At 69.3% G+C, this 23,467-nt stretch carries 21 protein-coding genes and 1 other RNA gene; 12 read left to right on the top strand and 10 right to left on the bottom strand.

Annotation, left to right across the window (positions count from 1 at the left end; genetic code table 11):
• Window positions 1-89 precede the first annotated feature (89 nt).
• The 4 genes from ACCC97_RS16015 to hmpA form a co-directional block, all read right to left on the bottom strand.
• Window positions 90-713, bottom strand: a complete 624-nt coding sequence (locus ACCC97_RS16015) for a flavin reductase family protein (protein ID WP_007838204.1) — start codon at window positions 711-713, stop codon at window positions 90-92.
• Window positions 714-746: 33 nt separating this feature from the next.
• Window positions 747-2,384 carry an NAD(P)/FAD-dependent oxidoreductase gene (locus tag ACCC97_RS16010; RefSeq protein WP_413333838.1) on the bottom strand — a complete coding sequence of 546 codons (1,638 nt, stop codon included), beginning with the start codon at window positions 2,382-2,384 and terminating at the stop codon, window positions 747-749.
• Between the two features lie 141 nt (window positions 2,385-2,525).
• Complete coding sequence (gene cysK, locus ACCC97_RS16005) at window positions 2,526-3,446, bottom strand: cysteine synthase A (RefSeq protein WP_007838209.1); 921 nt, start codon at window positions 3,444-3,446, stop codon at window positions 2,526-2,528.
• A 115-nt stretch (window positions 3,447-3,561) separates the two neighbouring features.
• Complete coding sequence (hmpA, locus tag ACCC97_RS16000; protein ID WP_413333836.1) at window positions 3,562-4,746, bottom strand: NO-inducible flavohemoprotein; 1,185 nt, start codon at window positions 4,744-4,746, stop codon at window positions 3,562-3,564.
• Window positions 4,747-4,881: 135 nt separating this feature from the next.
• Between hmpA and norR the strand changes: the two genes are divergently transcribed.
• The 7 genes from norR to ACCC97_RS15965 all read left to right on the top strand — a co-directional run bounded on the left by norR (window position 4,882) and on the right by ACCC97_RS15965 (window position 12,264).
• Window positions 4,882-6,468 carry a nitric oxide reductase transcriptional regulator NorR gene (norR, locus tag ACCC97_RS15995; RefSeq protein ID WP_007838212.1) on the top strand — a complete coding sequence of 529 codons (1,587 nt, stop codon included), beginning with the start codon at window positions 4,882-4,884 and terminating at the stop codon, window positions 6,466-6,468.
• Window positions 6,469-6,527: 59 nt separating this feature from the next.
• An RNA gene (gene rnpB, locus ACCC97_RS15990) (RNase P RNA component class A) lies at window positions 6,528-6,896 on the top strand.
• 164 nt (window positions 6,897-7,060) lie between these two features.
• A complete protein-coding gene (locus ACCC97_RS15985) occupies window positions 7,061-7,522 on the top strand; it encodes a MarR family winged helix-turn-helix transcriptional regulator (RefSeq protein ID WP_042674313.1) in 462 nt (153 codons plus the stop codon).
• Window positions 7,523-7,525: 3 nt separating this feature from the next.
• Window positions 7,526-9,637, top strand: coding sequence for an FUSC family protein (locus ACCC97_RS15980; protein ID WP_413333833.1), 2,112 nt, complete (start codon window positions 7,526-7,528; stop codon window positions 9,635-9,637).
• Window positions 9,634-9,840 (top strand): DUF1656 domain-containing protein, encoded by a 207-nt coding sequence (locus tag ACCC97_RS15975; RefSeq protein ID WP_007838217.1) that lies wholly within the window; start codon window positions 9,634-9,636, stop codon window positions 9,838-9,840. The genes ACCC97_RS15980 and ACCC97_RS15975 overlap by 4 nt, the downstream gene beginning before the upstream one ends.
• Before the next feature lie 13 nt (window positions 9,841-9,853).
• Window positions 9,854-10,792, top strand: a complete 939-nt coding sequence (locus ACCC97_RS15970; RefSeq protein WP_007838218.1) for an efflux RND transporter periplasmic adaptor subunit — start codon at window positions 9,854-9,856, stop codon at window positions 10,790-10,792.
• A gap of 5 nt (window positions 10,793-10,797) precedes the next feature.
• Entirely contained in the window at window positions 10,798-12,264 is a 1,467-nt protein-coding gene (locus ACCC97_RS15965; protein WP_237726173.1) for an efflux transporter outer membrane subunit, read from the top strand.
• A 9-nt stretch (window positions 12,265-12,273) separates the two neighbouring features.
• On the opposite strand, the gene ACCC97_RS15960 is transcribed toward ACCC97_RS15965, so the two are convergent.
• From ACCC97_RS15960 to ACCC97_RS15950, 3 genes are all read right to left on the bottom strand, one after another.
• A complete protein-coding gene (locus ACCC97_RS15960; RefSeq protein WP_007838220.1) occupies window positions 12,274-12,816 on the bottom strand; it encodes a hypothetical protein in 543 nt (180 codons plus the stop codon).
• 77 nt (window positions 12,817-12,893) lie between these two features.
• A complete protein-coding gene (locus tag ACCC97_RS15955; protein ID WP_413333831.1) occupies window positions 12,894-13,622 on the bottom strand; it encodes an RNA pseudouridine synthase in 729 nt (242 codons plus the stop codon).
• Complete coding sequence (locus ACCC97_RS15950) at window positions 13,619-15,283, bottom strand: MBL fold metallo-hydrolase (protein WP_413333829.1); 1,665 nt, start codon at window positions 15,281-15,283, stop codon at window positions 13,619-13,621. The genes ACCC97_RS15955 and ACCC97_RS15950 overlap by 4 nt, the downstream gene beginning before the upstream one ends.
• Before the next feature lie 119 nt (window positions 15,284-15,402).
• Between ACCC97_RS15950 and ACCC97_RS15945 the strand changes: the two genes are divergently transcribed.
• Window positions 15,403-16,404 (top strand): Bug family tripartite tricarboxylate transporter substrate binding protein, encoded by a 1,002-nt coding sequence (locus tag ACCC97_RS15945; RefSeq protein ID WP_413333828.1) that lies wholly within the window; start codon window positions 15,403-15,405, stop codon window positions 16,402-16,404.
• A 9-nt stretch (window positions 16,405-16,413) separates the two neighbouring features.
• Here the strand turns inward: ACCC97_RS15945 and ACCC97_RS15940 are convergent, their stop codons facing one another.
• The 3 genes from ACCC97_RS15940 to ACCC97_RS15930 all read right to left on the bottom strand — a co-directional run bounded on the left by ACCC97_RS15940 (window position 16,414) and on the right by ACCC97_RS15930 (window position 19,093).
• Window positions 16,414-17,244 carry a TorF family putative porin gene (locus ACCC97_RS15940; protein ID WP_413333826.1) on the bottom strand — a complete coding sequence of 277 codons (831 nt, stop codon included), beginning with the start codon at window positions 17,242-17,244 and terminating at the stop codon, window positions 16,414-16,416.
• 49 nt (window positions 17,245-17,293) lie between these two features.
• Window positions 17,294-18,244, bottom strand: coding sequence for a DMT family transporter (locus ACCC97_RS15935; RefSeq protein ID WP_413333824.1), 951 nt, complete (start codon window positions 18,242-18,244; stop codon window positions 17,294-17,296).
• Window positions 18,245-18,307: 63 nt separating this feature from the next.
• Window positions 18,308-19,093, bottom strand: a complete 786-nt coding sequence (locus ACCC97_RS15930) for a GntR family transcriptional regulator (RefSeq protein ID WP_413333822.1) — start codon at window positions 19,091-19,093, stop codon at window positions 18,308-18,310.
• Window positions 19,094-19,259: 166 nt separating this feature from the next.
• On the opposite strand from ACCC97_RS15930, the gene ACCC97_RS15925 reads away from it, so the two are divergent.
• The 4 genes from ACCC97_RS15925 to ACCC97_RS15910 are packed head-to-tail and all read left to right on the top strand — an operon-like array spanning window position 19,260 to window position 23,462.
• Window positions 19,260-19,475 carry a DUF3311 domain-containing protein gene (locus ACCC97_RS15925; protein WP_007832390.1) on the top strand — a complete coding sequence of 72 codons (216 nt, stop codon included), beginning with the start codon at window positions 19,260-19,262 and terminating at the stop codon, window positions 19,473-19,475.
• Window positions 19,472-20,947 (top strand): sodium:solute symporter family protein, encoded by a 1,476-nt coding sequence (locus tag ACCC97_RS15920; RefSeq protein WP_413333820.1) that lies wholly within the window; start codon window positions 19,472-19,474, stop codon window positions 20,945-20,947. Before ACCC97_RS15925 ends, ACCC97_RS15920 begins: the two co-directional genes overlap by 4 nt.
• 35 nt (window positions 20,948-20,982) lie before the next feature.
• The gene (locus tag ACCC97_RS15915; RefSeq protein ID WP_413333818.1) at window positions 20,983-22,185 is read left to right on the top strand and encodes an amidohydrolase family protein; all 1,203 of its coding nucleotides are present in this window, start codon (window positions 20,983-20,985) and stop codon (window positions 22,183-22,185) included.
• Window positions 22,182-23,462, top strand: coding sequence for a cyanate transporter (locus ACCC97_RS15910; protein ID WP_413333816.1), 1,281 nt, complete (start codon window positions 22,182-22,184; stop codon window positions 23,460-23,462). The genes ACCC97_RS15915 and ACCC97_RS15910 overlap by 4 nt, the downstream gene beginning before the upstream one ends.
• The last annotated feature ends 5 nt before the right edge of the window (window positions 23,463-23,467 follow it).

The following is a 23,467-nucleotide window of genomic DNA, read 5'->3' as shown; positions in this document are numbered from 1 at the left end:
GGCGTTCGTCTTGGGGGTGGCGGTGGAAGCGTCGGTCATGCGGGGGCGCTGTGGAAAGGATTGGAAAAAAGAAGGCCGGCGCAGCGCGTTCAGCGCGGCCGGAACATCCTGAAGAGATTGTCGGGGCTGACTTCGAAGTAGTCGCCCGGGCCGCCGCCGCGCAGGATGGGCTGCGCTGCGGCGGTGTCGTAGATGCCGTCCTTCAGCAGGTGGCGCGCAATGTGCACGCCCACCACTTCGCCGAGCACGAGCCAGGTCTGCACGGGCACGCCGTCCGCGCCTTCGAGCTGCAGGATCTGCGTGAGCTTGCACTCGAAGGACACGGGGCTTTCGGCCACGCGCGGGACCGCGATGGTCCGCGAGGCGGCCGTGGCGAGGCCGGCGAGCTCGAACTCGTTCACCTCGGGCGGCACGGCCGCGCAGGAACGGTTCATCTGCTCGGCCAGCGGCCGGGTTGCCAGGTTCCAGCCGAACTCCCGCGTCTGGCGGATGTTATGCAGGCTGTCCTTGGCGCCGATGCTGGCGAAGCCGACGAGAGGCGGCGTGTAGTTGAAGGCGTTGAAGAAGCTGTAGGGCGCGAGGTTGAGCACGCCGTTCGCGTCCTGCGACGAGATCCAGCCGATGGGGCGCGGCCCGACCATCGCGTTGAATGGGTCGTGCGGCAGGCCGTGGCCCCTGGCGGGTTCGTAGAAATGGAAGTCGGCACTGGCCATGCAGGTCTCGATGTCGGGTGGTGGCTCAGTGGCTCAGTGGTTCAGGGCCGAGGCCTCGGCCAGCACGCCGTGCGCCACGGCCTCGGCCACCTTGATGCCGTCCACGCCGGCCGACAGGATGCCGCCCGCGTAGCTCGCGCCTTCGCCGGCCGGGTAGAGGCCGCGCACGTTGAGGCTCTGGAAATCGTCGCCGCGCGTGATGCGGATCGGCGACGAGGTGCGCGTTTCGACGCCGGTGAGCACCGCGTCGTGCGTGTCGAAGCCCTTGATCTTGCGGCCGAAGGCGGGGAAGGCCTCGCGCATGGCCTCGATGGCGTAGGCCGGCAGCGCCTTGTGCAGGTCGGTCGGCGTTACGCCGGGCTTGTACGACGGAATCACGCTGCCGAGCGCGGTCGAGGGCCGCCCGGCGATGAAGTCGCCCACCAGCTGGCCCGGCGCGCGGTAGTTGCCGCCGCCGAGCACGAAGGCGTTGCTTTCGAGTTCGCGCTGCAAGGCGATGCCCGCGAGCGCGTCGCCGGGGAAGTCTTTCGGGTCGATGCCCACCACGATGCCGGCGTTGGCATTGCGCTCGTTGCGCGAGTACTGGCTCATGCCGTTGGTGACCACGCGGCCCGGCTCGCTGGTGGCCGCCACCACGGTGCCGCCGGGGCACATGCAGAAGCTGTAGACCGAGCGGCCGTTGCTTGCATGGTGCACCAGCTTGTAGTCGGCCGCGCCGAGCAGCGGGTGGCCCGCGTGGCGGCCCCAGCGCGCGCGGTCGATCAGGCCTTGCGGGTGCTCGACGCGAAAGCCGATGGAGAAGGGCTTGGCCTCGATGTGCACGCCGCGCGCATGCAGCATCTCGAAGGTGTCGCGCGAGCTGTGGCCCAGCGCCATCACGACGTGGTCGGCGCGCAGTTCGCTGCTCGTGCCCGTGGTCTGGTCGAGCACGGTGAGGCCGCGAAGGTGGCCGTCTTCGATGTGCACGTCGGTCACGCGCTGCTCGAAGCGGATCTCGCCGCCCAGCGCCACGATCTGCTCGCGGATGTTCTCCACCACCTTCACCAGCTTGAAGGTGCCGATGTGCGGATGCGCGACGTAAAGAATCTCGGGCGGTGCGCCGGCCTTCACGAACTCTTCCATCACCTTGCGGCCGAGGAAGCGCGGGTCCTTGATCTGGCTGTAGAGCTTGCCGTCCGAGAAGGTGCCGGCGCCGCCTTCGCCGAACTGCACGTTCGACTCGGGGTTGAGCACGCTCTTGCGCCACAGGCCCCAGGTGTCGCGGGTGCGCTGGCGCACGGTCCTGCCGCGTTCGAGCACGATCGGTCTGAAGCCCATCTTCGCGAGCATCAGCGCCGCGAAGATGCCGCAGGGCCCGAAGCCGACCACCACCGGCCGCGCCGTGCCTTCGGCCGCATTGGCCGGCGGCGTGTAGCGCATGTCGGGCGCGCTCTGGATGTGCGGATGGCCCGCGTGCTTCGCGAGCAGCGCGGCTTCGAGCTTCGCCTCCTTCAGCTGCACGTCGCAGATGTAGACCGTGAGCAGTTCGATCTTGCGCGCGTCGAAGCTGCGCTTGTAGACGGTGTGGGAGGCGATCGCTTCGAGCGGGACGTCGAGCGTCCTGGCGATCAGTGCGGCCAGCGCGTCGGGCGCGTGGTCGAGCGGGAGTTTGAGTTCGGAGATTCTCAGCATGGCGTGGGGCTTGTGGTTATCAAGCAGGCCAGAGATTTTACTCGCCCCAGGCTTCGCGCACTTCGTGTCGCTTCGCCTACCCCCTCCCGGGGGCAGCACCAGCGGCCCGGCGAAGCCGGTTCCGCGGTGCTTCCCGAAAAGTCAGGCGGGCAGGAAGCCTTCCACCGACAAGTACCGCTCGCCGGTGTCGTAGTTGAAGCCCAGCACCACCGCATCGGGTGCCAGCGAGGGCAGCTTCTGCGCGATGGCCGCGAGCGTGGCGCCCGACGAGATGCCGACCAGCATGCCTTCCTCGACTGCGCAGCGGCGCGCCATTTCGCGCGCCGGTTCGGCGTCGACCTGCAGCACGCCGTCGAGCAGCGAGGTGTCGAGGTTCTTCGGGATGAAGCCTGCGCCGATGCCTTGAATGGGGTGCGGCGCCGGCGTGCCGCCGGAAATCACGGGCGAGGCCACTGGCTCGACCGCGAACACCTGCAGCTTGGGCCACTTCTTCTTCAGCACCTTCGCCACGCCCGTGATGTGGCCGCCCGTGCCCACGCCGGTGATCAGCACGTCGATGCCGTCGGGAAAGTCCGCCGCGATCTCCTCGGCCGTGGTGCGCACGTGCACGTCGACATTCGCGGGGTTGTTGAACTGCTGCGGCATCCACGCACCGGGCGTGCCGGCCACGATTTCCTCGGCGCGCGCGATGGAGGCTTTCATGCCCCCGGCGCGCGGCGTCAGGTCGAAGGTGGCGCCGTAGGCCAGCATCAGGCGGCGGCGCTCGACCGACATGCTGTCGGGCATCACCAGGATCAGCTTGTAACCCTTCACGGCCGCGACCATCGCCAGGCCGATGCCGGTGTTGCCCGAGGTCGGCTCGACGATGGTGCCGCCGGGTTTGAGCGCGCCGCTCTTCTCGGCGTCTTCCACCATCGACAGCGCGATGCGGTCCTTGATCGAGCCGCCGGGATTGGCGCGCTCGGATTTGACCCAGACCTGCTGTTTCGCATTGCCGAACAGGCGGTTGATGCGGATGTGCGGCGTGTTGCCGATGGTCTGGAGGATGTTCTGGGCCTTCATGGAATCTCCTTGGGTGCGAGGGGCGGATGGTCAGCGCGCATTGTGGCGCCCCCTGGGCCGGGTTGCACCCGGCCCGCGACCGTTTCAGCACGAGGGGATGGCAGGCCGTTGCGGTTCAGGCCTCCAGGGCTTCCAGCGGCCCGAAGAACTCGTAGCGAAGCTGCTGCTTCGGCACGCCGAGCGCCAGCCCGTTGGCATACACCGACTGCATGAAGGGCTTCGGTCCGAGAAAGTACAGGTCGACATCGCGGTCTTCCGGCAGCAGCCCGGCCAGCAGCTCGCGGGTGACGAAGCCGGTCGCGTGCGGCGTGTCGCTCTCGCGCGGCGCGTCGTAGACATACAGCGGCTTCACGTTCGCATGCCGCTGCGCGAGCGCGTCGACGCGCTCGCGGAAGGCGTGCGCGCCGCCGTGCCGCGCCGCATGGACGAAGTGCACCGGCCGGCCCGTGTGGGCCACCGATTCGAGCATGCTCATCGCGGGCGTGATGCCCACGCCACCCGTCACCAGCACGAGGGGGCGCGCCTGTTCGCCCGCGGGCTGCAGCACGAAGTCGCCGCACGGCGCCTGCACCTGCAGCCGCGTGCCGGTCACGGCGGCCTCGTGCAGCCAGTTCGAGGCGCGGCCGCCTTCTTCCTTCTTCACGCTGATGCGGTACCACGGCTTGCCCGGCGCGTCGGACAGCGAGTAGTTGCGTCGCACCGGCTGGCCGTCGATCTCCAGCACCAGCGTGAGGTACTGCCCCGGCGAGAACGCCAGCAGCGCGCCGCCGTCCATGGGCTCCAGGTAGAACGAGGTGATGACCTCGCTTTCGTCCTCGCGCCGGGCCACGCGGAATTCGCGCATGCCGCGCCATCCGCCGGGTTGCGCCGCGTTGGCGCTGTAGACGGCTTCCTCCGCGGCGATGAGCAGGCCCGCCAGCGATTCGTAGGCTTCGCCCCACGCGGCAATCACCTCGTCGGTCGCGGCATCGCCGAGCACCTCCTTCACGGCGCGCAGCAGGTAGTGGCCGACGATCGGGTAGTGCTCCGGCAGCACGCCCAGCGCGGCGTGCTTCTGGATGATGTGGGGCAGGGCGCCGGCGATCGCTTCGAGCCGGTCGATGTGCGCGCCATAGGCGATGACCGCGCCCGCCAGCGCGCGCGCCTGCGTGCCGGCGGCCTGGTGCGCCTCGTTGAAGAAGGCCTTCACCTGCGGATGGCCCTCGAACATGATCTTGTAGAAGTGGCTGGTGATGGCCTCGCCGTGGGCCTGGAGCGCGGGCACGGTGGACTTGACGATGGCGATGGTTTGCGGGTTCATGGTCTGGCGCTTCCTCTGTTGAGATGCCTTCGTCTTCTCACGATCCGTGCCAGCCAGAAGGTCGCTGCAAGTGCTTGACGCCATTGGGGATTTATCAGGCGTGGTCAAATTCGCAACAACTTCATCGTTGTGCTTATGACCACATTGCGTGTCGATTCGACCACCGAAGCCCCGTCGCCCGAGCCCGAAGCCGAGGCCGCCCGCTACCGATCGCTGCTCGCCGCCGCGCGCGGACTGGTCCGCTGCGATGCCGCCGCGCTGCTGCAGCTCGATGTCGACGTGCTGAAGCCCGTCGCGGTCGACGGCCTGAGCGATGAAACCCTCGGGCGCCAGTTTCCCGTCGCCGCCCATCCGCGTTTCGCGCGCCTGCTTGACAGCGAACGGGGCCTGCGTTTCGCCCACGACTGCAACCTGCCCGACCCGTACGACGGCCTCGTCGCCGGCCAGCCGGGCATCCTGCCGGTGCACGACTGCATGGGCGCGCCGCTGCGCCTGCGCGGCGCCGTCTGGGGCCTGCTGACGCTGGACGCCCTGGAGCCGCACGCCTTCGATGCCGTGGGCCCGGCGCAGATGGAGGCACTGATCGCCCTCGTCGAAACCGGCATCGAGGCCGCCCACACGATCCGCGAGATGCAGGCGCGCGCGATGCGCGAGCAGGCCGTTGCGCAGGCGCTGCGTGCGGGGCGTGGCGCGCCGCGCGAGCTGCTGGGCAGCAGCCCGGCGATGAAGCAGCTGTGCGACGAGATCGACACGGTCGCCGTGTCCGACCTCACGGTGCTGCTGCTCGGCGAAACCGGCGTCGGCAAGGACCTGGTCGCGCAGCGCCTGCACGCGCGCTCGCGCCGCAGCGAGCAGCCGCTCGTGCAGGTCAACTGCGCGGCGCTGCCCGAGTCGCTGGCCGACAGCGAACTCTTCGGCCACAAGCGCGGCGCGTTCACCGGCGCCGTGCAGGACCGCGACGGCAAGTTCGAGATCGCCGATGGCGGCACGCTCTTTCTCGACGAGGTCGGCGAACTGCCGCTGAGCGTGCAGGCCAAGCTGCTGCGCGTGCTGCAAAGCGGCGAGGTGCAGCGCCCCGGCAGCGACCGCATGCGCAAGGTCGACGTGCGCGTGATCGCGGCCACCAACCGCGACCTGCCCGCGGCGATCGCGCAGGGGCGCTTTCGCGCCGACCTGTACCACCGGCTGTCGGTCTATCCGCTCGTCGTCGCGCCGCTGCGCGAACGGGGGCGCGACGTGCTCGTTCTGGCGGGCAGCTTTCTCGAGGAGAACCAGCACCGGCTGGGCGCGCGCAACCTGCGGCTCTCGCCGGCGTCGAAGGCCGCCATGCTGGCGCACGGCTGGCCGGGCAACGTGCGCGAGCTCGAGCATGTGATCAGCCGCGCCTCGCTGCGGGCGTTCCGGGAGCAGCCGCGCGGCTCGCGCTGGACGGCCATCGAGCCGCATCACCTGGCGCTGGACAGCGCTGCCGTCGTGGGAAGCGCCACGGCAGCGCCCGTGCAGGCCCCGGCGAACGAACACGCGGGGCCTGTCATCGCTGGCGGCACGCTGCGCGAGGCGACCGAAGCCTTCCAGCGGGCCTGGCTCTCGGAACTGCTCGCCCGCCACGGCGGCCGCGTGGCCAGCGCCGCGCGCGAGGCCGGCATCGACCGCAGCAACTTCCATCGGACGTTGCGCAAGCTGGGCTTGGTGCAGGCCGGCGACGGCGAAACGCCCGGCTGACGACCGGCGCGCGGCATTGTCTGAAGGGTCATTGATGGGGCGGGCGATAATCGCGCGGTGAAGCACGCCAGACCGCCGCTGGTGCAAGCCCGAAAGGGACGACGCTGCGCCTTCGGGCAACAGCATCGGGTCGAAAGACCGCACTGGAGGAACGTCCGGACTGCACAGGACAGCGCAGGAGTTAACGACTCTCCACCGTGAGGTGAGGATCAGAGCAACAGAGACGAGCCGATTGAGTTCGGGTGAAACGGGCAATCTCTGCGCGCAGCAACACCAAGTAGGCCAGTATCGAGGTGGTTCCGCTGAGCTGGCGGGTAGGTGGCATCGAGCCGTTTGGCGACAAACGGCCCAGAGTAATGGCGGTCACGTCGAAGGCTTCGCAAGAGGCCCTCGATGCACAGAATCCGGCTTATCGGCGGGCTTCACACTTTTCTTCCCTTTTCCTTTTTCGCGCCCTCGACCGCTGAAGGCAGCGGCCGCCTTGCCGCCAGCAGGAGTTGGTAGTTACCCTTATAATAGATAGCATGCTAATTAATAGGCGGCTATCGTGAGCAAATCGAGCAACTCCTCCCCGAAGCGCGAGAACGCGCTGATGCGGCTCGGCATGTCGCTCTCGGTGCTGCAGCGCGGCTACCGCGCGTCGGCGGACAGGGCGGTGGCGCACGTCGGCGTGTCGCAAACGCTGGCCTGGCCGATCGTGATGCTCGGGCGCATGAACGGCGAAGTGCGGCAGGGCGTGCTTGCCGATGCACTGGGCATCGAGGGCCCGTCGCTGGTGCGCTCGCTCGACCAGTTGGTGGAGGCCGGTTTCGTCGAGCGCCGCGAAGATCCGGCCGACCGCCGTGCCAAGACATTGCACCTCACGCCCGCAGGCAAGGCCGCCTGCGCGCCCATCGAGGCGGCGCTGAGCCTGATGCGCAGTGAGCTGTTCGAAGGCGTGTCCGACGACGACATCGCCGTCTGCCTGCGGGTGTTCGGCGTGCTCGAGGAGCGCCTGGGGCGCCCGGCCCAGGCGCCGCAGTCGCAGCAATCGCCGCAGGAAGGGCGCAGGTAAGAAATGCCTGCGCTCCGTCTTCCGCGCTTCAGCCGCGCGGAGCTTCTCTTTTCCGGCAAGAGCTTCGCCGCCGCCATGCTGGCGATGTACCTCGCCAGCCGTGCCGGCCTGCCGCGTCCGTTCTGGGCGCTCATGACCACCTACGTCGTCGCCCATCCGCTGGCCGGCGCCGTTCGCTCGAAGGCGCTGTACCGCTTCTGCGGCACGCTCATCGGCTCCACTGCGACCGTGCTGATGGTGCCCGCGCTGTCCAACGCGCCGGAACTGCTGACGCTGGTGCTCGCGCTGTGGGTGGGGCTGTGCCTGTGCATCTCGCTGTTCGACCGCACGCCGCGCTCCTACGTGTTCATGCTCGCGGGCTACACGGCCGCGCTGATCGGCTTTCCGTCGGTGCAGACGCCGCTCGCGCTGTTCGACACCGCCGTGGCGCGCGTGGAAGAAATCGGCCTCGGCATCTTCTGCGCCACGCTGGTCCACAGCCTCGTGCTGCCCGCGGGGCTTGCGCCGACCGTGCTGGGCCTGCTCGATCGCACGCTGCTCGACGCGCGCAAGTGGCTCGGCGACCTGCTGCAGCCCGCCGGCCGCAGCAGTGACGCCGAGCCGAAGCGCCTCGACGACGACCGCCGCCGCCTCGCAGGCGACATCACGCAGCTGCGCCTGCTCTCCACCCACGTGCCCTTCGACACCACGCACCTGCGCTGGACCGCCGGCGCGATCCGCGCGATGCAGGACCGCGTTGCCGCGCTCACGCCCGCGCTCTCGGCCGTCGAAGACCGCCTGCAGGCGCTGGAGCAGGCCGAGGGGCAACTTGCACCCGACGTGGCCGCGGTGCTCGCGCAGGCCGCGCAGTGGCTGCGCGAGGAGGCCGAACCTGCCTCCGCCCACAGTGCCGAGCGCCTGCAAGCCCTGCGCCGTGCCATCGACGCATTGAACGCCGCTCCTGCAGACGCGCAGCAGCCCACTCCATGGGGCCGCGCCCTGCGCATCGGCCTCGCCGGGCGCCTCGAAGAACTCGTCGACGGCTGGACCGCCTGCGCCCGGCTGCGCCTGGACATCGACGAAGGCCTCAAGGGTGCCGCGCCGCTGCGCCGCACGGCGGCGCTCGGCAGCCGCGTGCTGCACCGTGACTACGGCATGGCGCTGCTGTCGGCGCTCGCGGCCGTCATCGCCATCTGCCTGTGCGGCGCGTTCTGGATCGTCACCGGCTGGCCCATGGGTTCGGCGGCCACCATGATGGCCGCCGTCTTCTGCTGCTTCTTCGCCACCATGGACGACCCCGTGCCGGCGATCCACGGCTTTCTCAAGTGGACGCTGTGGTCCATCCCGATCTCGGCGCTCTATGTGCTGGTGCTCATGCCCACGGTGCAGGACTTCGGCATGCTGGTCGTCATCTGCGCGCCGCTCTTCTTGCTGCTGGGCTTCTACCTGCCGCGTCCGACGCATTTCATGCCCGCGATGGCGCTGATCTTCGGCGTGGCCGGCACGCTCGCGCTGCACGACACCGCCAGCTCCGACCTCGTGAGCTTCATCAACAGCATGATCGGCCAGATCGTCGGCGTGCTGGTCGCGGCGCGCGTCACGCGGCTGGTGCGTTCGGTGGGCGCCGACTGGAGCGCGCGCCGCATCCAGCGCGCCACCTGGCGCGAGCTCGGCGACATGGCCGCTTCGCCGCAGCCGCAGTACGCGCAGAGCGATGCGTATGCCGTGCGCATGCTCGACCGCATCGGCCTGCTCGCGCCGCGCATCGCGCAGGCGGGCGGCACCGTCGAAGGCGTGGCCGCCAACGACGCGCTGCGCGACCTGCGCATGGGCGCCGACATCGCCGTGCTGCAGCGCGTGCGCGCCCAGCTGCCGCTGGCCAGCTCGGCCGCGCTGCTGGGCGGCATCTCGCGCTTCTTCCGCCAGCGCGCCGAAGGCCGCACGAATCCGCGCCCGCTCGACCTGCTGCCGCAGATCGACGAAGCACTCGGTGCCGTGCTTGCCGCGCGCGGCACCGCTTCTTCCGCCGCATCGCGCTCGGCCGTCACCGCACTGGTCGGCCTGCGCCGCAATCTCTTTCCCGATGCGCCGCCCAGGCTGGCGGGCGCAGCGCTCTCCCAAGGAGCTTCCGCATGATCGGTGAAGCCAGTTTCTACGGCCTCTACGTGCCCTGGATCATGGTGCTGGCCCTCGGCGCGCTGCTCGCGCTGTGGGGCGTACGCCGACTGCTCGCGGCCACCGGCGCCTACCGCTGGGTGTGGCACCCCGCGCTGTTCGACATGGCGCTGTACCTGCTGCTGCTCTATGCACTGAGCCGCCTCACTTCCTACCTTCAATGACGACGAGATTCCGATGACAGTCCCCCGTTCCTCCGCAGACAACCCACGGGCCCGGCGCCTCGGGCGCGTTCTTCTCACCGTGGCCGTGGTGGCCGCCGCCGCGTGGGCCGGCCTGCGCCTGTGGGACCACTACGAACTTGCGCCGTGGACGCGCGACGGCCGCGTGCGCGCCAACGTCGTGCAGATCGCACCCGACGTGTCGGGCCTCGTCACAGCAGTACCGATCCGCGACAACCAGCCGGTCGCCGCCGGCACGCTGCTGTTCGAGGTGGACCGCGCCCGCTACGACCTCGCCGTGCGCCAGGCCCAGGCAGCGCTCGCCGCGCAGCGCGCCATGAGCGCCCAGGTGCAGCGCGAGAACGCGCGCAACGCGGGCCTCGACGACCTGGTGTCGAAGGAGTCGCGCGAGCAGACCCGTTCGCGTGTCGAGCAGATGCAGGCCGCCGTCGCGCAGGCCGAGGTGGCGCTCGACTCGGCCCGCCTCAACCTGCAGCGCGCCCAGGTGCGCGCGCCGGCCGACGGCCTCGTCACCAACCTCGACCTGCGCCAGGGCAGCTACGCCGCGGCGGGCCGCCCGGTGCTCGCGCTGGTCGATGCGCAGTCGTTCTATGTCGAAGGCTATTTCGAGGAAACCAAGCTGCCGCGCATCCATCTCGGCGACCGCGTGCGCGTCACCCCGATGGGCGGCGGCGCGGTGCTCGAGGGCGCGGTCGACAGCGTGGCCGCCGGCATTGCCGACCGCGACCGCTCCACCAGCGCCAACCTGCTGCCCAGCGTGAACCCGACCTTCAACTGGGTGCGGCTCGCGCAGCGCATTCCGGTGCGCATCAAGCTCGATCCGCTGCCGCAGGGCGCACGCCTCGTCGCGGGCCAGACGGTCACGGTGCAGGTGCTGGGGAACAAGCCGGCGCACAGCGCCGTGGCACCGGCAGCCGCGCCGCAGAAGGGGTGAACGCCGTGAGCCGCTTCGCATTTCGCCTTGCATCGCTGGCCGTCGCCGCCGGGCTCGCGGCCTGCGCGGCGGTCGGTCCCGACTACCGCCAGCCGCCCGAGGCGCTGGCCAGCCAGGGCGCCGCCGCGCGGCCCTTTGCCGAGGCGTCCGCCAACGCCGCGCCGCTGCCCGCCCACTGGTGGCGCCTGTACCACGACCCGTTGCTCGACAGGCTGGTCGAACAGGCCCTCGCGCACAACACCGACCTGCGCCAGGCCGTCGCCAACCTCGAGCGCGAACGCGCCATCGAAGACGAAGTGGCCGACGCCAGGTACCCGACCATCGGCGTGAACGGCGGCCCTTCGTTCGGCCATGTGTCGGGGCTGTCGCTGCTGCAGAAGGGCTACGAGCCGCCGAGCACCTTCAACTACAGCGCGGGCGCTTCGCTGTCGTACCAGGTCGACCTGTTCGGCCAGATCCGCCGGGGCATCGAGGCTTCGCAGGCCAACACCCAAGCCGCCGAAGCCGCGCTCGACCTCGTGCGCGTGAACGTCGCGGCCGGCACTGCGCGCGCCTACGCCGAGGCCTGCGCTACCGGCCTTCGCCTGCAGATCGCACAGAAGTCTGTCGCCTTGCAGCAGGACGCCGTGAACGTCACCGACCGCCTGCAACGTGCAGGCCGCGCCGGTGCCATCGACGCAGGTCGCGCGCGTGCGCAGCTGCAGCAGCTCAACGCCGCACTGCCGCCGCTGAAGGCCGAACGCCAGGGCGCGCTTTATCGTCTCGCCACCTTGACCGGCGCAGTGCCGCAGGACTTCCCGCGCCAAGTGGCCGACTGCACCATGCCGCCGCGCGTGGCCGGCACGCTGCCGGTCGGCGACGGTGCCGCGCTGTTGCGCCGCCGCCCCGACATCCGCCAGGCCGAGCGCGGCCTTGCCGCATCGACCGCGCGCATCGGCGTGGCCACGGCCGAGCTCTATCCCAAAGTCACGCTGGGCCTTTCAGGCTCCTCCGCCGGCCATGCCGACGACTTCGGCCGCAAGGACACCTTCGCCTGGAGCCTCGGCCCGCTGATCTCGTGGACCATTCCCAATACGGGCGTCGCACAGTCCCGCATCGCCCAGGCCGAGGCCGGCACGCGCGCGGCGCTCGCCAAGTTCGACGGCACCGTGCTCACCGCGCTGCGCGAAACCGAGACCGCACTCGGCACCTACGCGCGTGAACTCGATCGCCACGCCGCGCTGCAAGCCTCGCGCGACGAAAGCGCGAAGGTCGCCGCGCAGGCGCGCCAGCTCTACCAGAACGGCCGCACCGGCTACCTCGATTCGCTCGACGCCGAACGCTCGCTGGCTGCCAGCGAAGCCGCCCTCGCGGCCAGCGAGGCGCAGCTGGCCGACGATCAGGTCGTGCTGTTCATGGCACTCGGCGGCGGCTGGGAACCCGACGACGCGCACCTTGCGCAGGGTGCCGCGCCGGCCACCGCGAAGCAGTGACCACGGCCCTCAGCGTGCGAACAGCCAGCCGCCCTTGGGCTGGCGTACCAGCTCGTGGCGCTTGATGGCGCGTTCCTCACCGTCGTCGCCCACGTAGACCACCTCGAAGCGCAGCAGCTTCGGCGTGACCATCTTCCAGTTCTGGATGCGCTTGACCGTCACGCAGGCGGTCTTGTCGTGGTACTGCATCTCCGACATCGGGCCGCCCTGGAAGCCCGTGGTGTCGAACAGGCGGCCGGGCGCGGCGAAGGGGTTGAGCACCGCGCCATTGCGCGCGGTGATGCAGCCTTCGGTCCGCACGAAGGACTCGATGGTCGGCGAGGCGCTGCGCACCACCTTTCCCACAGCCGGGCTGGGGGGCTTGACGCCGATGGCATCGCGGATGCGCTCGACCTGCTCCTCGGTGATGGGCGCGAGGCCGTCCTTCGAGACGACGGCCGGCGGCGGCGCTGGGGGCGCGGACGGCGGTGACGGCGTGAGAAGCGTGCAGCCCGCCACCAGTGCCAGCGGCACGGTGCAGGCCAGGGCGGTGCTCGGTGTTCCGAACTTCATTGGCTCAGTCTCCCTGTCGGCGGCCCATCGGGGCCACGGCTGAAAATTGCGGGCCGTGAACATGCGGTGCATCGTTTTCAGAAGCGTTCGTGGGGTGCGAGATAGCGCCACTGGCCAGGCTGCAGCCCCGCCAGCGGCACGCGGCCGATGCGGATGCGCCGCATCGCAAGAATGCGCAGGCCCACGCCGTCGCAGATGTTGGCGATCTGCCCCGGCCGCGCGCCCTTGAGCGCGAAGCGCAGGCCCGTTTGCTCGTCGCTCTGGCGGCCGATGCTCACGCGCGCGGGCGAGCGCTCCAGCCGCGCCAGCACCTCCGGGCTCACCGGGCCGGCCACGTCCACCATCACCTCATGCTCGAGGATGCCCGCGTCTTCCTGCAGCTTGCGTTCGATGCGGAATTCCTGCGTGTAAGCGACCAGCCCGCTGGCGCCGGTCTCGAGCGGCGTCATGCAGTGCTGCGCCTTCGCATGCGCCGGCAGAAAACGCAGTCCGGCGCGCTCGGGCTCGTGATGATTCGCAGCCACCAGCAGGCGGTGCGCGGTGTCGGTGACCATGCCCGCAGGCTTGTACAGCAGCAATGTGACGGGCAGCACGGGCTCGGGCTTCGCGCCGGCCTCGATCTCGACCTGCTGGTGCGGCAGCACGCGCGACTGCGGCAGCATCTGCGGCACGCCGTCCACGCGCACCGCGCCGTTCTCTATCAGCAGCTCGGCTTCGCGCCGCGACACACCGGCCAGCGCCGCCACGCGTTTGGCGAGGCGGATGCCCTCGTCCTCACCCGGAGAGTTCCTGTTGCTGTTGTTCATCGAGCCACCGCCAATTGCCGGATGCGAGCCACGTGCGCGGCCAGCGAGCGGGCCGCCACCGGCCACATGCGTTCGGGTACGTCGTCGTAGGCCAGCGGCAGCCATTGCTCGGGGGTGCCTTCGGGCAGCTTCTGCATGGCGGCTGCGATCCTGGCCTCGCGCTTGAGCCGGTGCGCTTTCAGCATGCCGATGGCGGTGCGGGCAAAGCCGATCACGTAGCCGTGCGCGGGCAGGATGAAGCCGATGCCGCCGGCCGCGCAGGCCGCATCGAGCGTGTCGAGCGAATCGAGGTATGCCGTCATGTCGCCATCGGGCGGATCGACCACTGTGGTGCTGCCGTTGAGGATGTGGTCGCCGGAGAACAGCAGCCCGTCTTCTTCCAGCACCAGGCACAGGTGGTTGGCCGCGTGGCCGGGCGTGTGGATCACGCGCAGCGTGTGGGCGATGGGCTCGCCTTCGGCCGTTGTGCCCGACAGCACGAGCCGCTCGCCATCGGCCAGTTCGCGCTCGGGCGTGAAGCGTGCGCTGGCGCGAGCTGTCGGCTTCGAGGCCAGGCCGAGGATCGGCGGCCTGCCGCTCTTGCACAGCGCCTGCAGCGGCGCTGCGCCCGGCGAGTGGTCGGCATGCGAGTGCGTGCAGACGATCATGCGGATGTCGCCCTGCGTGGCGCCCCACAGCCGGCCGATGTGGCCGGCGTCGTCCGGGCCCGGATCGATCACGATGTAGCCCGTGGCCGCGTCGCCCACGATGTAGCTGTTGGTGCCCGGGCCGGTCATCGCGCCCGGGTTGGGCGCGGTGAAGCGCATCACGTTCTTCAGCAGCGGCACCGGGCGTTCGCTCTGCCAGTCGAGCACGTGCACGGCCTGCCCGTCGGGGCACACCAGCGCGAGCTCGCCGAACGGCGATTCGTGCTCCATGTAGCGCGCGTCTTCGCCCTTGAGCAGGCCGGCGCGCGGGCAGCTGGTCCACAGCGGGGTCTCGCCGGCGCAGGCCGTGAGCAGGGCGTCCACGGTGGCATACGCGGCCATGCGCTGCAGCGTGCGCACGGTCGGGAAGATCATGAAGAAGCTGCCTGCCGCATGGCGCGCGAGCGCATCGGCTGGGCGCACCCAGCAGGGCTCGAACTGTTCGCTCTCGTCGGCTGCGGGCTCCTGGCCTTCGGGCATGCGCGCCACCAGGAAGGGCACATCGAAGCGCCTGGGCAGGTCGCGGTCGGTGATCCAGTGCGCGAAGGTGAACACCCGGTCTGCATCGAGCGTCAGCCCGCGTGCCGCGCATTGGTCGGCAAAGGCTGTGCCCGCCGTGTTGCCGCGGTCCATGGCGGCGATGTCCTCGGCGTTAGCGGGACGCCCGTCGGCATGGTGCGCGAGCAGCACGCCCAGTTCCTCGAAAGCCTCGCGGATGGCCGCGATGGCCTGCGTGCGCTGCAGGCCGCTTTGCGTCGACCGCTGCGCGGCGATGCGCTGGGCCGCTTCGTCGGCGGCGTCGATCTGGCCGCCGGGAAATACATAGGCACCGGGCGCGAAACTGGCGGTGGCCGAGCGGCGGGTCATGAGCACTTCGATGCCGGCGGCGCTGTCGCGCAGCAGCAGCACGGTGGCGGCCGCGCGCGGGCGCGCGGGCTCTCGTGGGGTGTGTAGTTGTTGGGTGGAACGGACCATGGGGCGATTATGGAGAGCAGGCACGCGGCGTGCATGCCGCGCATAAGCTCATATGGAATCGGGCATCAGCGGCGCGCCACAATGCGCGCTTGCACCGCTTGCCTCGCAGAAAGACAGTCATGTTTCATTCTCCCTTCTCTCGAATTGCCCGCCGCGCACTGCTGCTGGCCGCTGCCTCGCTCGTTGCGCCCGCCGCCTTCTCCCAGCCGGACTGGCCGCAGCAACCCGTCACGCTGATCATGGGCTTTCCGGCCGGCTCGGGCGTCGACGTGGTGGCCCGCGTCATCCAGGAGCCGCTGTCGAAGCAGCTCGGCAAGCCCGTCGTCATCGACTACAAGTCGGGCGCCGCCGGCAACATCGCCAGCGAGTACGTGGCCCACGCCAGGCCCGATGGCTACACGCTTTCCTTCGGCACCGCAGCCACGCACGGCAGCAATGCCGCGCTCTACAAGAAACTGCCCTTCGACGTGGAGGCCGACTTCGTGCCGGTGGCGCCGGTGCTCGACGTTTCGAACGTGCTCACCATCAATCCCGACGTGATCAACGTGCGGACCTTGAAGGAATTCGTCGAGCTGGTCAAGGCAAATCCCGGCAAGTACAACTATGCGTCTACAGGCAACGGCGCGGGCACGCACATGGCCTTTGCCGAATTCAATTCGCGCCTCGGCCTGAACATGGTGCACGTGCCCTACAAGGGCGGTCCCGAGGCGATCACATCGGTGGTGCGCGGCGAGACCTGCTGCATCATGAACCAGGTGCAGACCGTGCTGCCGCACTACAAGGCCGGCAAGGTGCGCCTGCTGGGCGTAACCACCGCCGCCGCGGTGCCGGCCGTGAAAGAAGTGCCCACCATCGCCTCGAGCGGCCTGCCGGGCACCAAGGGCTTCGACAGCTCGATCTGGTTCGGCATCTTCGCGCCCAAGGGCACCGACCCGCAGATCGTCGACAAGCTCAACGCGGCCGTGAAGGCGGTGCTGGAGACCCCCGAGATCCGCGAGCGCTTCGAGAGCCAGGGCAACACCGTGCGCATCGAGTCGCCGGCACAGTTCAAGAAGACCGTGCACGACAACCGCGTGAAGTGGGCGGAGGTTGCGAAGGCCGCGAACATCAGCATCGACTGAGGCTGGCGTTCAGAGCGTCTTCGTCAGCGTCAGGATGAAGCGCGCCTTGTTGGGCGAGTAGGTCGTCTGGCCGAAGGGGCCGAAGCCCAGGTCGATGCCCGGGTTCGCGACCGCGACATAGGAGCTCTTCTTGTTGGCGCCTTGCACCGAACCGGTCAGCGACAGGCCGTTGCCGAAGTCGTAGCTCGCGCCCACGTTGTAGTCGACGTAGCTCTTGTAGCCCAGGCTGCGGATGTCGCTGGACATGTTCGTGTAGCCGACGGCCGCCTTCAGCGTGACCTTGGGCACGATCTCCTTGCTGTACGACAGGTTCAGGTAGCCGGTGTTGGTGCCCTTCAGGCCCGAGCCGGCCTTGTTGCCTGCGTAGCCGAAATAGTCCTTGGAGACTGTGTGCGAGTACTTGGCGGTGAAGGAGCCGAGGCTTTCATTGGCGTAGGTGCCCGCGACGTACAGCTCGGTGGTGTTGCCCGAGGAGTTGCCCGGGTAGATGTAGGAGAGCGCACCCACGTCCATGTCCAGCGGGCCGGCCTTGAACTTGTAGCCGCCGTACACGTCCATCTCGATGCTGTTGCCCTTGAGCCAGTTGACGCTGGAATTCCAGTTGCCGACGTAGAAGCCGCTGTCGCCGAAGGCGTAGTCCAGGCCGCCCTGGATGGCGGGCTTGAAGCCCTTGGTCTTGGCGTAGTCGTTCTTGCCGATCATGTCCTGGTCCTGCCCGCGGAACTTGTAGTTCGTGGTGAGCGCCACGTTGCCCGTGAGTTGCGCGCTCGCGAGCATCGGCAGGGCGGAAAAGGTGGGAAGAACGAGCATCGGCAGGGCGATGCGGAGAAGTTTTTTCATCGAAGAATTCGCTGACGGATGGAGGAGCCGGCAGCGTATGGGCGGGCGTCTAAACACCGCGTAAAAACCGCAGCGCGCGGCGCAAAAGTTTCGTCCCGGGCATCGTCATCGCGACCACGCCCGCCACCACGCAGGCCAGCCCGATCCACGCCGTGGGCGCCAGCCTCTCGCCCAGGAACGTCGTGCCGATCAGCACGCCGATGGGCACGCGCAGATAGGCCTGCGCGGCGGTGGACATCGGCCCCAGCGTCTTGATGAGCCGGAAGTAGATCGTGAAGGCCAGCGCCGTGGAGAGCACCGCGAGCGCGAGCACCGCCGCCATCGACGCGGCCGACGGCGAGAGCGTCCACGGCCTGTCGATGACGATGCTCGCGGGCAGCAGCATCGCCGCGCCGCTGACGAGCGAACCAGCGGCTGGCACCATCGGGTCCAACCCCTTGAACACGCGCCCGAACATCGCGGCGCAGCCGTAGCAGACGGCGGCCGCCACCAGCGCAAGCTGCGCGAGCAGCGAATGCCCGAGCCCGTTCAGCGCCTCGAAGCCCACGATCAGGCAGATGCCCGCCAGCCCCGCGCTCACGCCGAACAGGCGGCGCAGCGTGGGCTTGTCGGAGCCGCCGAGGCCCAGCCCCAGCAGGAAGATGAAGATCGGCGAGGTCGAGTTGAGGATGGTCGCCAGGCCGGCATCGACGCTGCGCTCGGCCCAGGCGATGAGCGTGAAGGGCAGCACGCTGTTCAGGCAGGCCTGCAGTGCGAAGCGGCGCCACGCAGTGGCGTCCTTCGGCAGTTTCACGCCGCGCATGTGCAGCACCGCGAGCAGCAGCGCTCCGGCGATCAGCGTGCGCGCCGCGATAAGCGTAACGGGCGGGATCGTCGCCACGCCGATCTTGATGAAGGTGTACGAGGCGCCCCAGCAGGTGGCGAGCACCGCGAGCAGCGCCCATTCGAAGGCCAGGTTGGCGCGGGGCTTGTCGATGGAGGAGGGTGTGGATGCGTGCATGGTGCGCCGATCATTCCCCGACCGGCGCGGCCACACTTCGGCCGCGAGCGAAGCGTGGATGCCTCAGTGGTCGTGCGCGTGCGGCTTGCTGCCCTTGTTGCCGCTGCTGGTGCCGCCGCCGTTCAGCAGCGTCGCAAGGTCCACTTCCTGCTCGGCCGCAGCGCCCGCGATCACGCGCTGCTCCAGCTCGTCCAGATGCTCCAGCGCTACCGCCAGCGCCTTGTCGAGCGATTTGCCCGTGGCCAGCGCCTCGATGATCTGCTCATGCTCGCGCGGCGCGCAGCTCGCGGCCTCGGCGGAGTCGTAGAGTGCCTTGTAGAGCTCGGTGTTCGAGATCAGCCGCCGGATGTACGACAGCAGCTCCTCGCTGTCCGCCATCTGCGCCAGCAGCAGGTGGAAGTCGCCCGCCAGCCGGACCGCGTCCTCGCGCCGGCCTTCCTTGAAGGCCTTCTGCTCCGCCTGCACGTGCTTGCGCAGCGTGGCCACCTGCTCGCGTGAGAGATTGCCGAAGAGCGTGGTCACCAGCCCCGCCTCCACGATGCGGCGCGCGCGGTAGATGCCGCGCATGTCGTCGATGGAGGGGTTGGGCACGAAGGCGCCCCGGTTGTGCTCCAGCACCAGCCGCTTTTCCGAGCCCAGCCGCGCCAGCGCCTTGCGCACTGCGCCGCGCGTGCAGCCCAGCGCTTCGGCCAGCGCGCGCTCGCGCAAGGGCGTGCCGGGGCGCAGCTTGCCGCTCAGCAAGGCCTTGGAGACCGCGCCGTAGACGCGTTCGTCCACGTTCGGATCGTCGGCTTCGGTGGGCTCGGGGGAAGGGGCTGTCGCTGGGGACTTGCGTGCGGCGGAGGGCATAGGCAACCGGATTATTGCCTGCGGACCGCACCCTCAGGGAAAGCCCCCGGATTGACTCGGCCCCGTGCACTCCGTACCATCCGCTTCCGTTTGGTTAACCAAATAAAAATGTATGGTTAACCAAAATTCCAGAAAATCACAACCCGAGACAAGAATCGAGGCTCCCATGAAATCCGCCAAATGGCTTGCCGCGCTGCCGGTCGCCGCCTTCTTCAGCGGGGGATGGCTGTCCTCCGTCGCTCCCACCTTCGTGCTCGGCATGCCCTTCCTGATGGTGTGGAATGTCAGCTGGCTGGTGCTGACCTCGCTGATCATGGTGGTCATCGACCGCGCCGAAGGCGACATCGATGCGCCTTCTTCCTCCACCGGAGGCGCGCGATGAACGCGGCACTCGGCGTCATCGCCCTGTTCGTCATCGGCGCGCTGGGCCTCGCCGTGCTCGCGCGGCGCGGGCGCACCATGAGCCTGGAGCAATGGGCGATCGGCGGGCGCGGGCTGGGCGCCATCATGGTGTTCCTGCTGATGGCGGGCGAGTCGTTCTCCACCTTCACCTTCCTGGGCGCGAGCGGCTGGTCTTACAGCAAGGGCACGCCGGCCTTCTACATCCTGGCCTACGGCGGGCTGGCCTATCTCATGGCCTTCTGGATGCTGCCGGCCATCTGGCGCTACGCCACCGCGCACAAGCTGGTGTCGTTTTCGGACTTCTTCGCGCACAAGTACGACAGCCGTGCGCTGGGCGTGCTGGTGTCCATCGTGGCGCTCATGGGCATGGTCGCGCTGCTCACCATCCAGCTGCGCGGGCTCGGCATCATCGTATCGGAGGCCTCGTACGGCTCCATCGCGCCGCAGGTGGCGATCTGGATCGGCACGCTGGTCATGGTCAGCTACATCCTGTTCTCCGGCATCCACGGCTCGGCCAGCATCGCCATCGTGAAGGACATCCTCATCCTCGCGCTTGCCGTGTTCCTCGGCATCTACCTGCCGTGGCACTACTACGGCGGCGTCGCGCCGATGTTCACCGCCATCCAAGCCGCCAACCCCGGCTTCTTCGAGTTCCCGAAGGAAGGGCTGAACCTCACCTGGTACAACTCGACCATCCTGCTGACGGCGCTGGGCTATTACCTCTACCCCTTCAACCTCACCTCGGTGTACGCCGCCAAGAGCGCGAGCGCGGTGCGCCGCAACACCATCCTGATGCCGCTGTACCAGGTGGTCATCGCCTTCCTGTTCCTCGTGGGCTTCGCGGCCATCCTGCAGGTGCCGGGGCTCAAGGGCTCCGACGTCGACCTGGCCCTCTTCGGCCTGGTGAAGCACACCTTCGACCCCTGGTTCGTCGGCGTGATCGGCGGCACCGGCGTGCTCACCGCGCTCGTGCCGGGCTCGATGATTTTGCTCACCGCATCCACCGTGATCGGCAAGAACGTCTACAAGGAAGGCTTCGCGCCCAACGCCACCGACAGGCAGGTGTCGCGCGTGGCGCGCGGCGTGCTGCCGGTGTTCGCACTGGTGGCGGTTTACTTTGTGCTGCGCGGCGGCACCACCATCGTGTCGGTGGCCATCTTCGCTTCGAGCCTGCTCACGCAGCTGCTGCCCTCGCTGCTCTTTAGCCTCATGAAGAAGCCCTTCGGCAACAGGCACGCCGCCTTCGCCGGCATCCTGGCGGGCGGTGCGGTGCTCGGCTTCATGATGACCACCGGCTCCAACCTGGGTACGCTGTTCCCGGCCGCGCCGGTCGTGTTCAAGTCGCTCAACACCGGGCTCGTGGCGCTGGCGACGAATGCGCTGGTGTTCGTCGTGGTGGCGCTGCTCACCCCGAACACGACCCGCCGCGCCATCGCAGCCCAGCCGGCCTGATGCCCAGACCAAGATAGAGAAACGGACCGCCCCGCATGCCATCGCTCCTGATCCGCAACGTGCGCCCCATGGGCGCCTCCCCCGTCGACGTGCTGGTGCAGGACGACCGCATCGCCGTGCTCGGCGCGGGGCTTGCCGCTCCGGCCGGTGCCACCGTCGAGGAAGGCCACGGCGCCTTGCTGCTGCCCGGCCTCGTCGAAGGCCACACGCATCTCGACAAGACCATGTGGGGCATGGACTGGTATCGCAACGAAGTCGGCGTGAACCTCATCGACAAGATCGAGAACGAGCGCGCCTTTCGCCATGCCAGCGGGCATGACGCGGCCGCGCAGTCGCTGGTGCTGGCCAAGGCCTTTCTTGCGCTCGGCACCACGCGGCTGCGCACGCACGTCGACGTCGATACCCAGGCCGGCCTGCGCCATCTCGAAGGCACCATCCGCACGCGCGAGGCGCTGCGCGAGCTGCAGCAGATCCAGATCGTCGCCTTCCCGCAGTCGGGCCTGCTGGGCCGGCCGGGCACGGCCGAGCTGCTCGACCAGTCGCTGGCGCTGGGCGCCGACGTGCTCGGCGGCCTCGACCCCTGCGCCATCGACGGCGACCCGGTGAAGTCGCTCGACGTGCTCTTCGGCATCGCCCACAAGCATCGGCGCCCCATCGACATCCATCTGCACGAGCCCGGTGCCATGGGCGCCTTCTCGCTCGACCTGATCCTGCAGCGCACAGAGGCGCTGGGCATGCAGGGCAAGGTGGCCATCAGCCATGGCTTCTGCCTGGGCGACGTGAGCGAACGCGAGCGCGAGGCATTGCTGGCGCGCATGGCGAAGCTCGGCGTGGTGCTCATCACCAGCGCGCCGCCTTCGCGCACCGTGCCGCCCCTCATGGCCTGCAGGCAGGCCGGCGTGACCGTGCTCGGCGGCAACGACGGCATCCGCGACACCTGGTCGCCTTATGGCAACCCCGACATGCTGGAGCGCGCCATGATCATCGGCCTGCGCTACAACCTGCGCCGCGACGACGAGATCGCGGTGGCGCTCGATACCGTCACCCACTCGGGCGCGCGCGGCTGCGGCTTCGAGGCCTACGGGCTCGAGGCGGGCTGCCGCGCCGACCTCGTGCTGGTCGATGCGCAGACCGTCGCGCACGCCGTCGTCTCGCGGCCCGTGCGCAAGCTGGTGGTGGCGGGCGGCTGCATCGTGGCGCGCAACGGCGTGCTGCAGGCGGATGTGGCGTCTCTGTGAGGGCAGGGCGCAGTCGTGACGGAGGCATCGCCTTCGCGATCGTCATCGTGCTGGTGGCGCTGAACCTGCGCGCCTTTCTCACGTCCAGCAGCCCGCTGCTCGAACCCATTCGCCTTGCAACCGGCATCGGCTTCCATGCGGTGGCGCTGCTCACCGTGCTGCCGATGTTCGCCATGGGCGCCACTTCGCTTTTCGGCGCGGCGGTCGGCCAGCGGGTTGGCGCGCGCGGCGGGGTCGCGCTCGGGCTTGCCATCATCGCCTTGGCCTGCGCGAGCCGATACGCGGCCGGCGGTGCAGCCGCGCTGCTGTGGAGCGCTGCGCTCGCCGGCGCCGGCGTCGGCCTGGTCCAGGCGCTGATGCCCGGCGTGGTGAAGCAGGCCTACCCGACGCGCATCGGCGTCATGACGGGGCTGTACTCCGCCGCCATCATGGGCGGCGGCGGCCTCGGCGCCATGGCCAGCCCGTGGGTGGCGCATGCATTCGGCGGCGCGCAGCCCGACTGGCACGCGGGCCTGTCGATCTGGGCGCTGCTTGCCGTCTTCGCACTGCTGTACTGGCTCAACATGCGGCGCATGGAATTCACCGCCGATGCGCCAAGGCAAAGCCTCTCGTGGCTGCGCTGCTTCGCAAGCCGCCGCGCGTGGCTGCTGGCCGCGTGCTTCGGCCTCATCAACGGCGGCTACACCAGCCTCGTCGCCTGGCTTCCGCACTTCTATGCACAACAAGGATGGACCGCGCAGCAGGGCGGATCGGTGCTCGCGCTGATGACCGCCGCGCAGGTGGTTTCAGCACTCGCGATGCCAGCCATCGCCCGCAGTCGCGGCCGTGATCTGCGCCCCTGGCTGGTGCTCACGCTCGTTGCGCAGCTCGCCGGCTTCTGCGCGCTGACCTTCGACGCACCCGTGCCGGCAGTCGCCATCGCCGTCGTGCTGGGCTTCGGCCTCGGCGGCGCGTTCTCGCTGTGCATGGTGCTCGCCCTCGACCACCTGCCCGACCCCGCACAGGCCGGCGCCCTCGCCGGCTTCATGCAGGGCGTGGGCTTCATGATCGCGGCGCTCGCGCCCTTCGTCACCGGCTGGGTGCGCGAGCACACCGGCGGCTTTACGCTCGCGTGGGCCTACCTTGCCGCCGTCGTGGTCGCGCTGCTGCCGCTCGTGCTGTGCTTCGACCCGCGCCGCTATGCAGCGGCCACGGCAGGCCTGTTCGATTCGCGCGCGCCGCAGACTGATGCACCATCTCTCTCCGCGCTCGAAGGCGCAGCCACCAGAAAGGTCTGAGCACC

The organism is Variovorax sp. Varisp85, from assembly GCF_047304045.1.
In the GTDB taxonomy this organism is placed as follows: domain Bacteria; phylum Pseudomonadota; class Gammaproteobacteria; order Burkholderiales; family Burkholderiaceae_C; genus Variovorax.
This window is presented reverse-complemented; position numbering and strand designations above follow the sequence as displayed.

Bases quoted from the DNA above. Each gene is read 5' to 3' on its own strand.
- ACCC97_RS16015 (WP_007838204.1), bottom strand. From the start codon at position 713: ATGGCCAGTGCCGACTTCCATTTCTACGAACCCGCCAGGGGCCACGGC.
- ACCC97_RS16010 (WP_413333838.1), bottom strand. From the start codon at position 2,384: ATGCTGAGAATCTCCGAACTCAAACTCCCGCTCGACCACGCGCCCGAC.
- cysK (WP_007838209.1), bottom strand. From the start codon at position 3,446: ATGAAGGCCCAGAACATCCTCCAGACCATCGGCAACACGCCGCACATC.
- hmpA (WP_413333836.1), bottom strand. From the start codon at position 4,746: ATGAACCCGCAAACCATCGCCATCGTCAAGTCCACCGTGCCCGCGCTC.
- norR (WP_007838212.1), top strand. From the start codon at position 4,882: ATGACCACATTGCGTGTCGATTCGACCACCGAAGCCCCGTCGCCCGAG.
- ACCC97_RS15985 (WP_042674313.1), top strand. From the start codon at position 7,061: ATGCGGCTCGGCATGTCGCTCTCGGTGCTGCAGCGCGGCTACCGCGCG.
- ACCC97_RS15980 (WP_413333833.1), top strand. From the start codon at position 7,526: ATGCCTGCGCTCCGTCTTCCGCGCTTCAGCCGCGCGGAGCTTCTCTTT.
- ACCC97_RS15975 (WP_007838217.1), top strand. From the start codon at position 9,634: ATGATCGGTGAAGCCAGTTTCTACGGCCTCTACGTGCCCTGGATCATG.
- ACCC97_RS15970 (WP_007838218.1), top strand. From the start codon at position 9,854: ATGACAGTCCCCCGTTCCTCCGCAGACAACCCACGGGCCCGGCGCCTC.
- ACCC97_RS15960 (WP_007838220.1), bottom strand. From the start codon at position 12,816: ATGAAGTTCGGAACACCGAGCACCGCCCTGGCCTGCACCGTGCCGCTG.
- ACCC97_RS15955 (WP_413333831.1), bottom strand. From the start codon at position 13,622: ATGAACAACAGCAACAGGAACTCTCCGGGTGAGGACGAGGGCATCCGC.
- ACCC97_RS15950 (WP_413333829.1), bottom strand. From the start codon at position 15,283: ATGGTCCGTTCCACCCAACAACTACACACCCCACGAGAGCCCGCGCGC.
- ACCC97_RS15945 (WP_413333828.1), top strand. From the start codon at position 15,403: ATGTTTCATTCTCCCTTCTCTCGAATTGCCCGCCGCGCACTGCTGCTG.
- ACCC97_RS15940 (WP_413333826.1), bottom strand. From the start codon at position 17,244: ATGAAAAAACTTCTCCGCATCGCCCTGCCGATGCTCGTTCTTCCCACC.
- ACCC97_RS15935 (WP_413333824.1), bottom strand. From the start codon at position 18,244: ATGCACGCATCCACACCCTCCTCCATCGACAAGCCCCGCGCCAACCTG.
- ACCC97_RS15930 (WP_413333822.1), bottom strand. From the start codon at position 19,093: ATGCCCTCCGCCGCACGCAAGTCCCCAGCGACAGCCCCTTCCCCCGAG.
- ACCC97_RS15925 (WP_007832390.1), top strand. From the start codon at position 19,260: ATGAAATCCGCCAAATGGCTTGCCGCGCTGCCGGTCGCCGCCTTCTTC.
- ACCC97_RS15920 (WP_413333820.1), top strand. From the start codon at position 19,472: ATGAACGCGGCACTCGGCGTCATCGCCCTGTTCGTCATCGGCGCGCTG.
- ACCC97_RS15915 (WP_413333818.1), top strand. From the start codon at position 20,983: ATGCCATCGCTCCTGATCCGCAACGTGCGCCCCATGGGCGCCTCCCCC.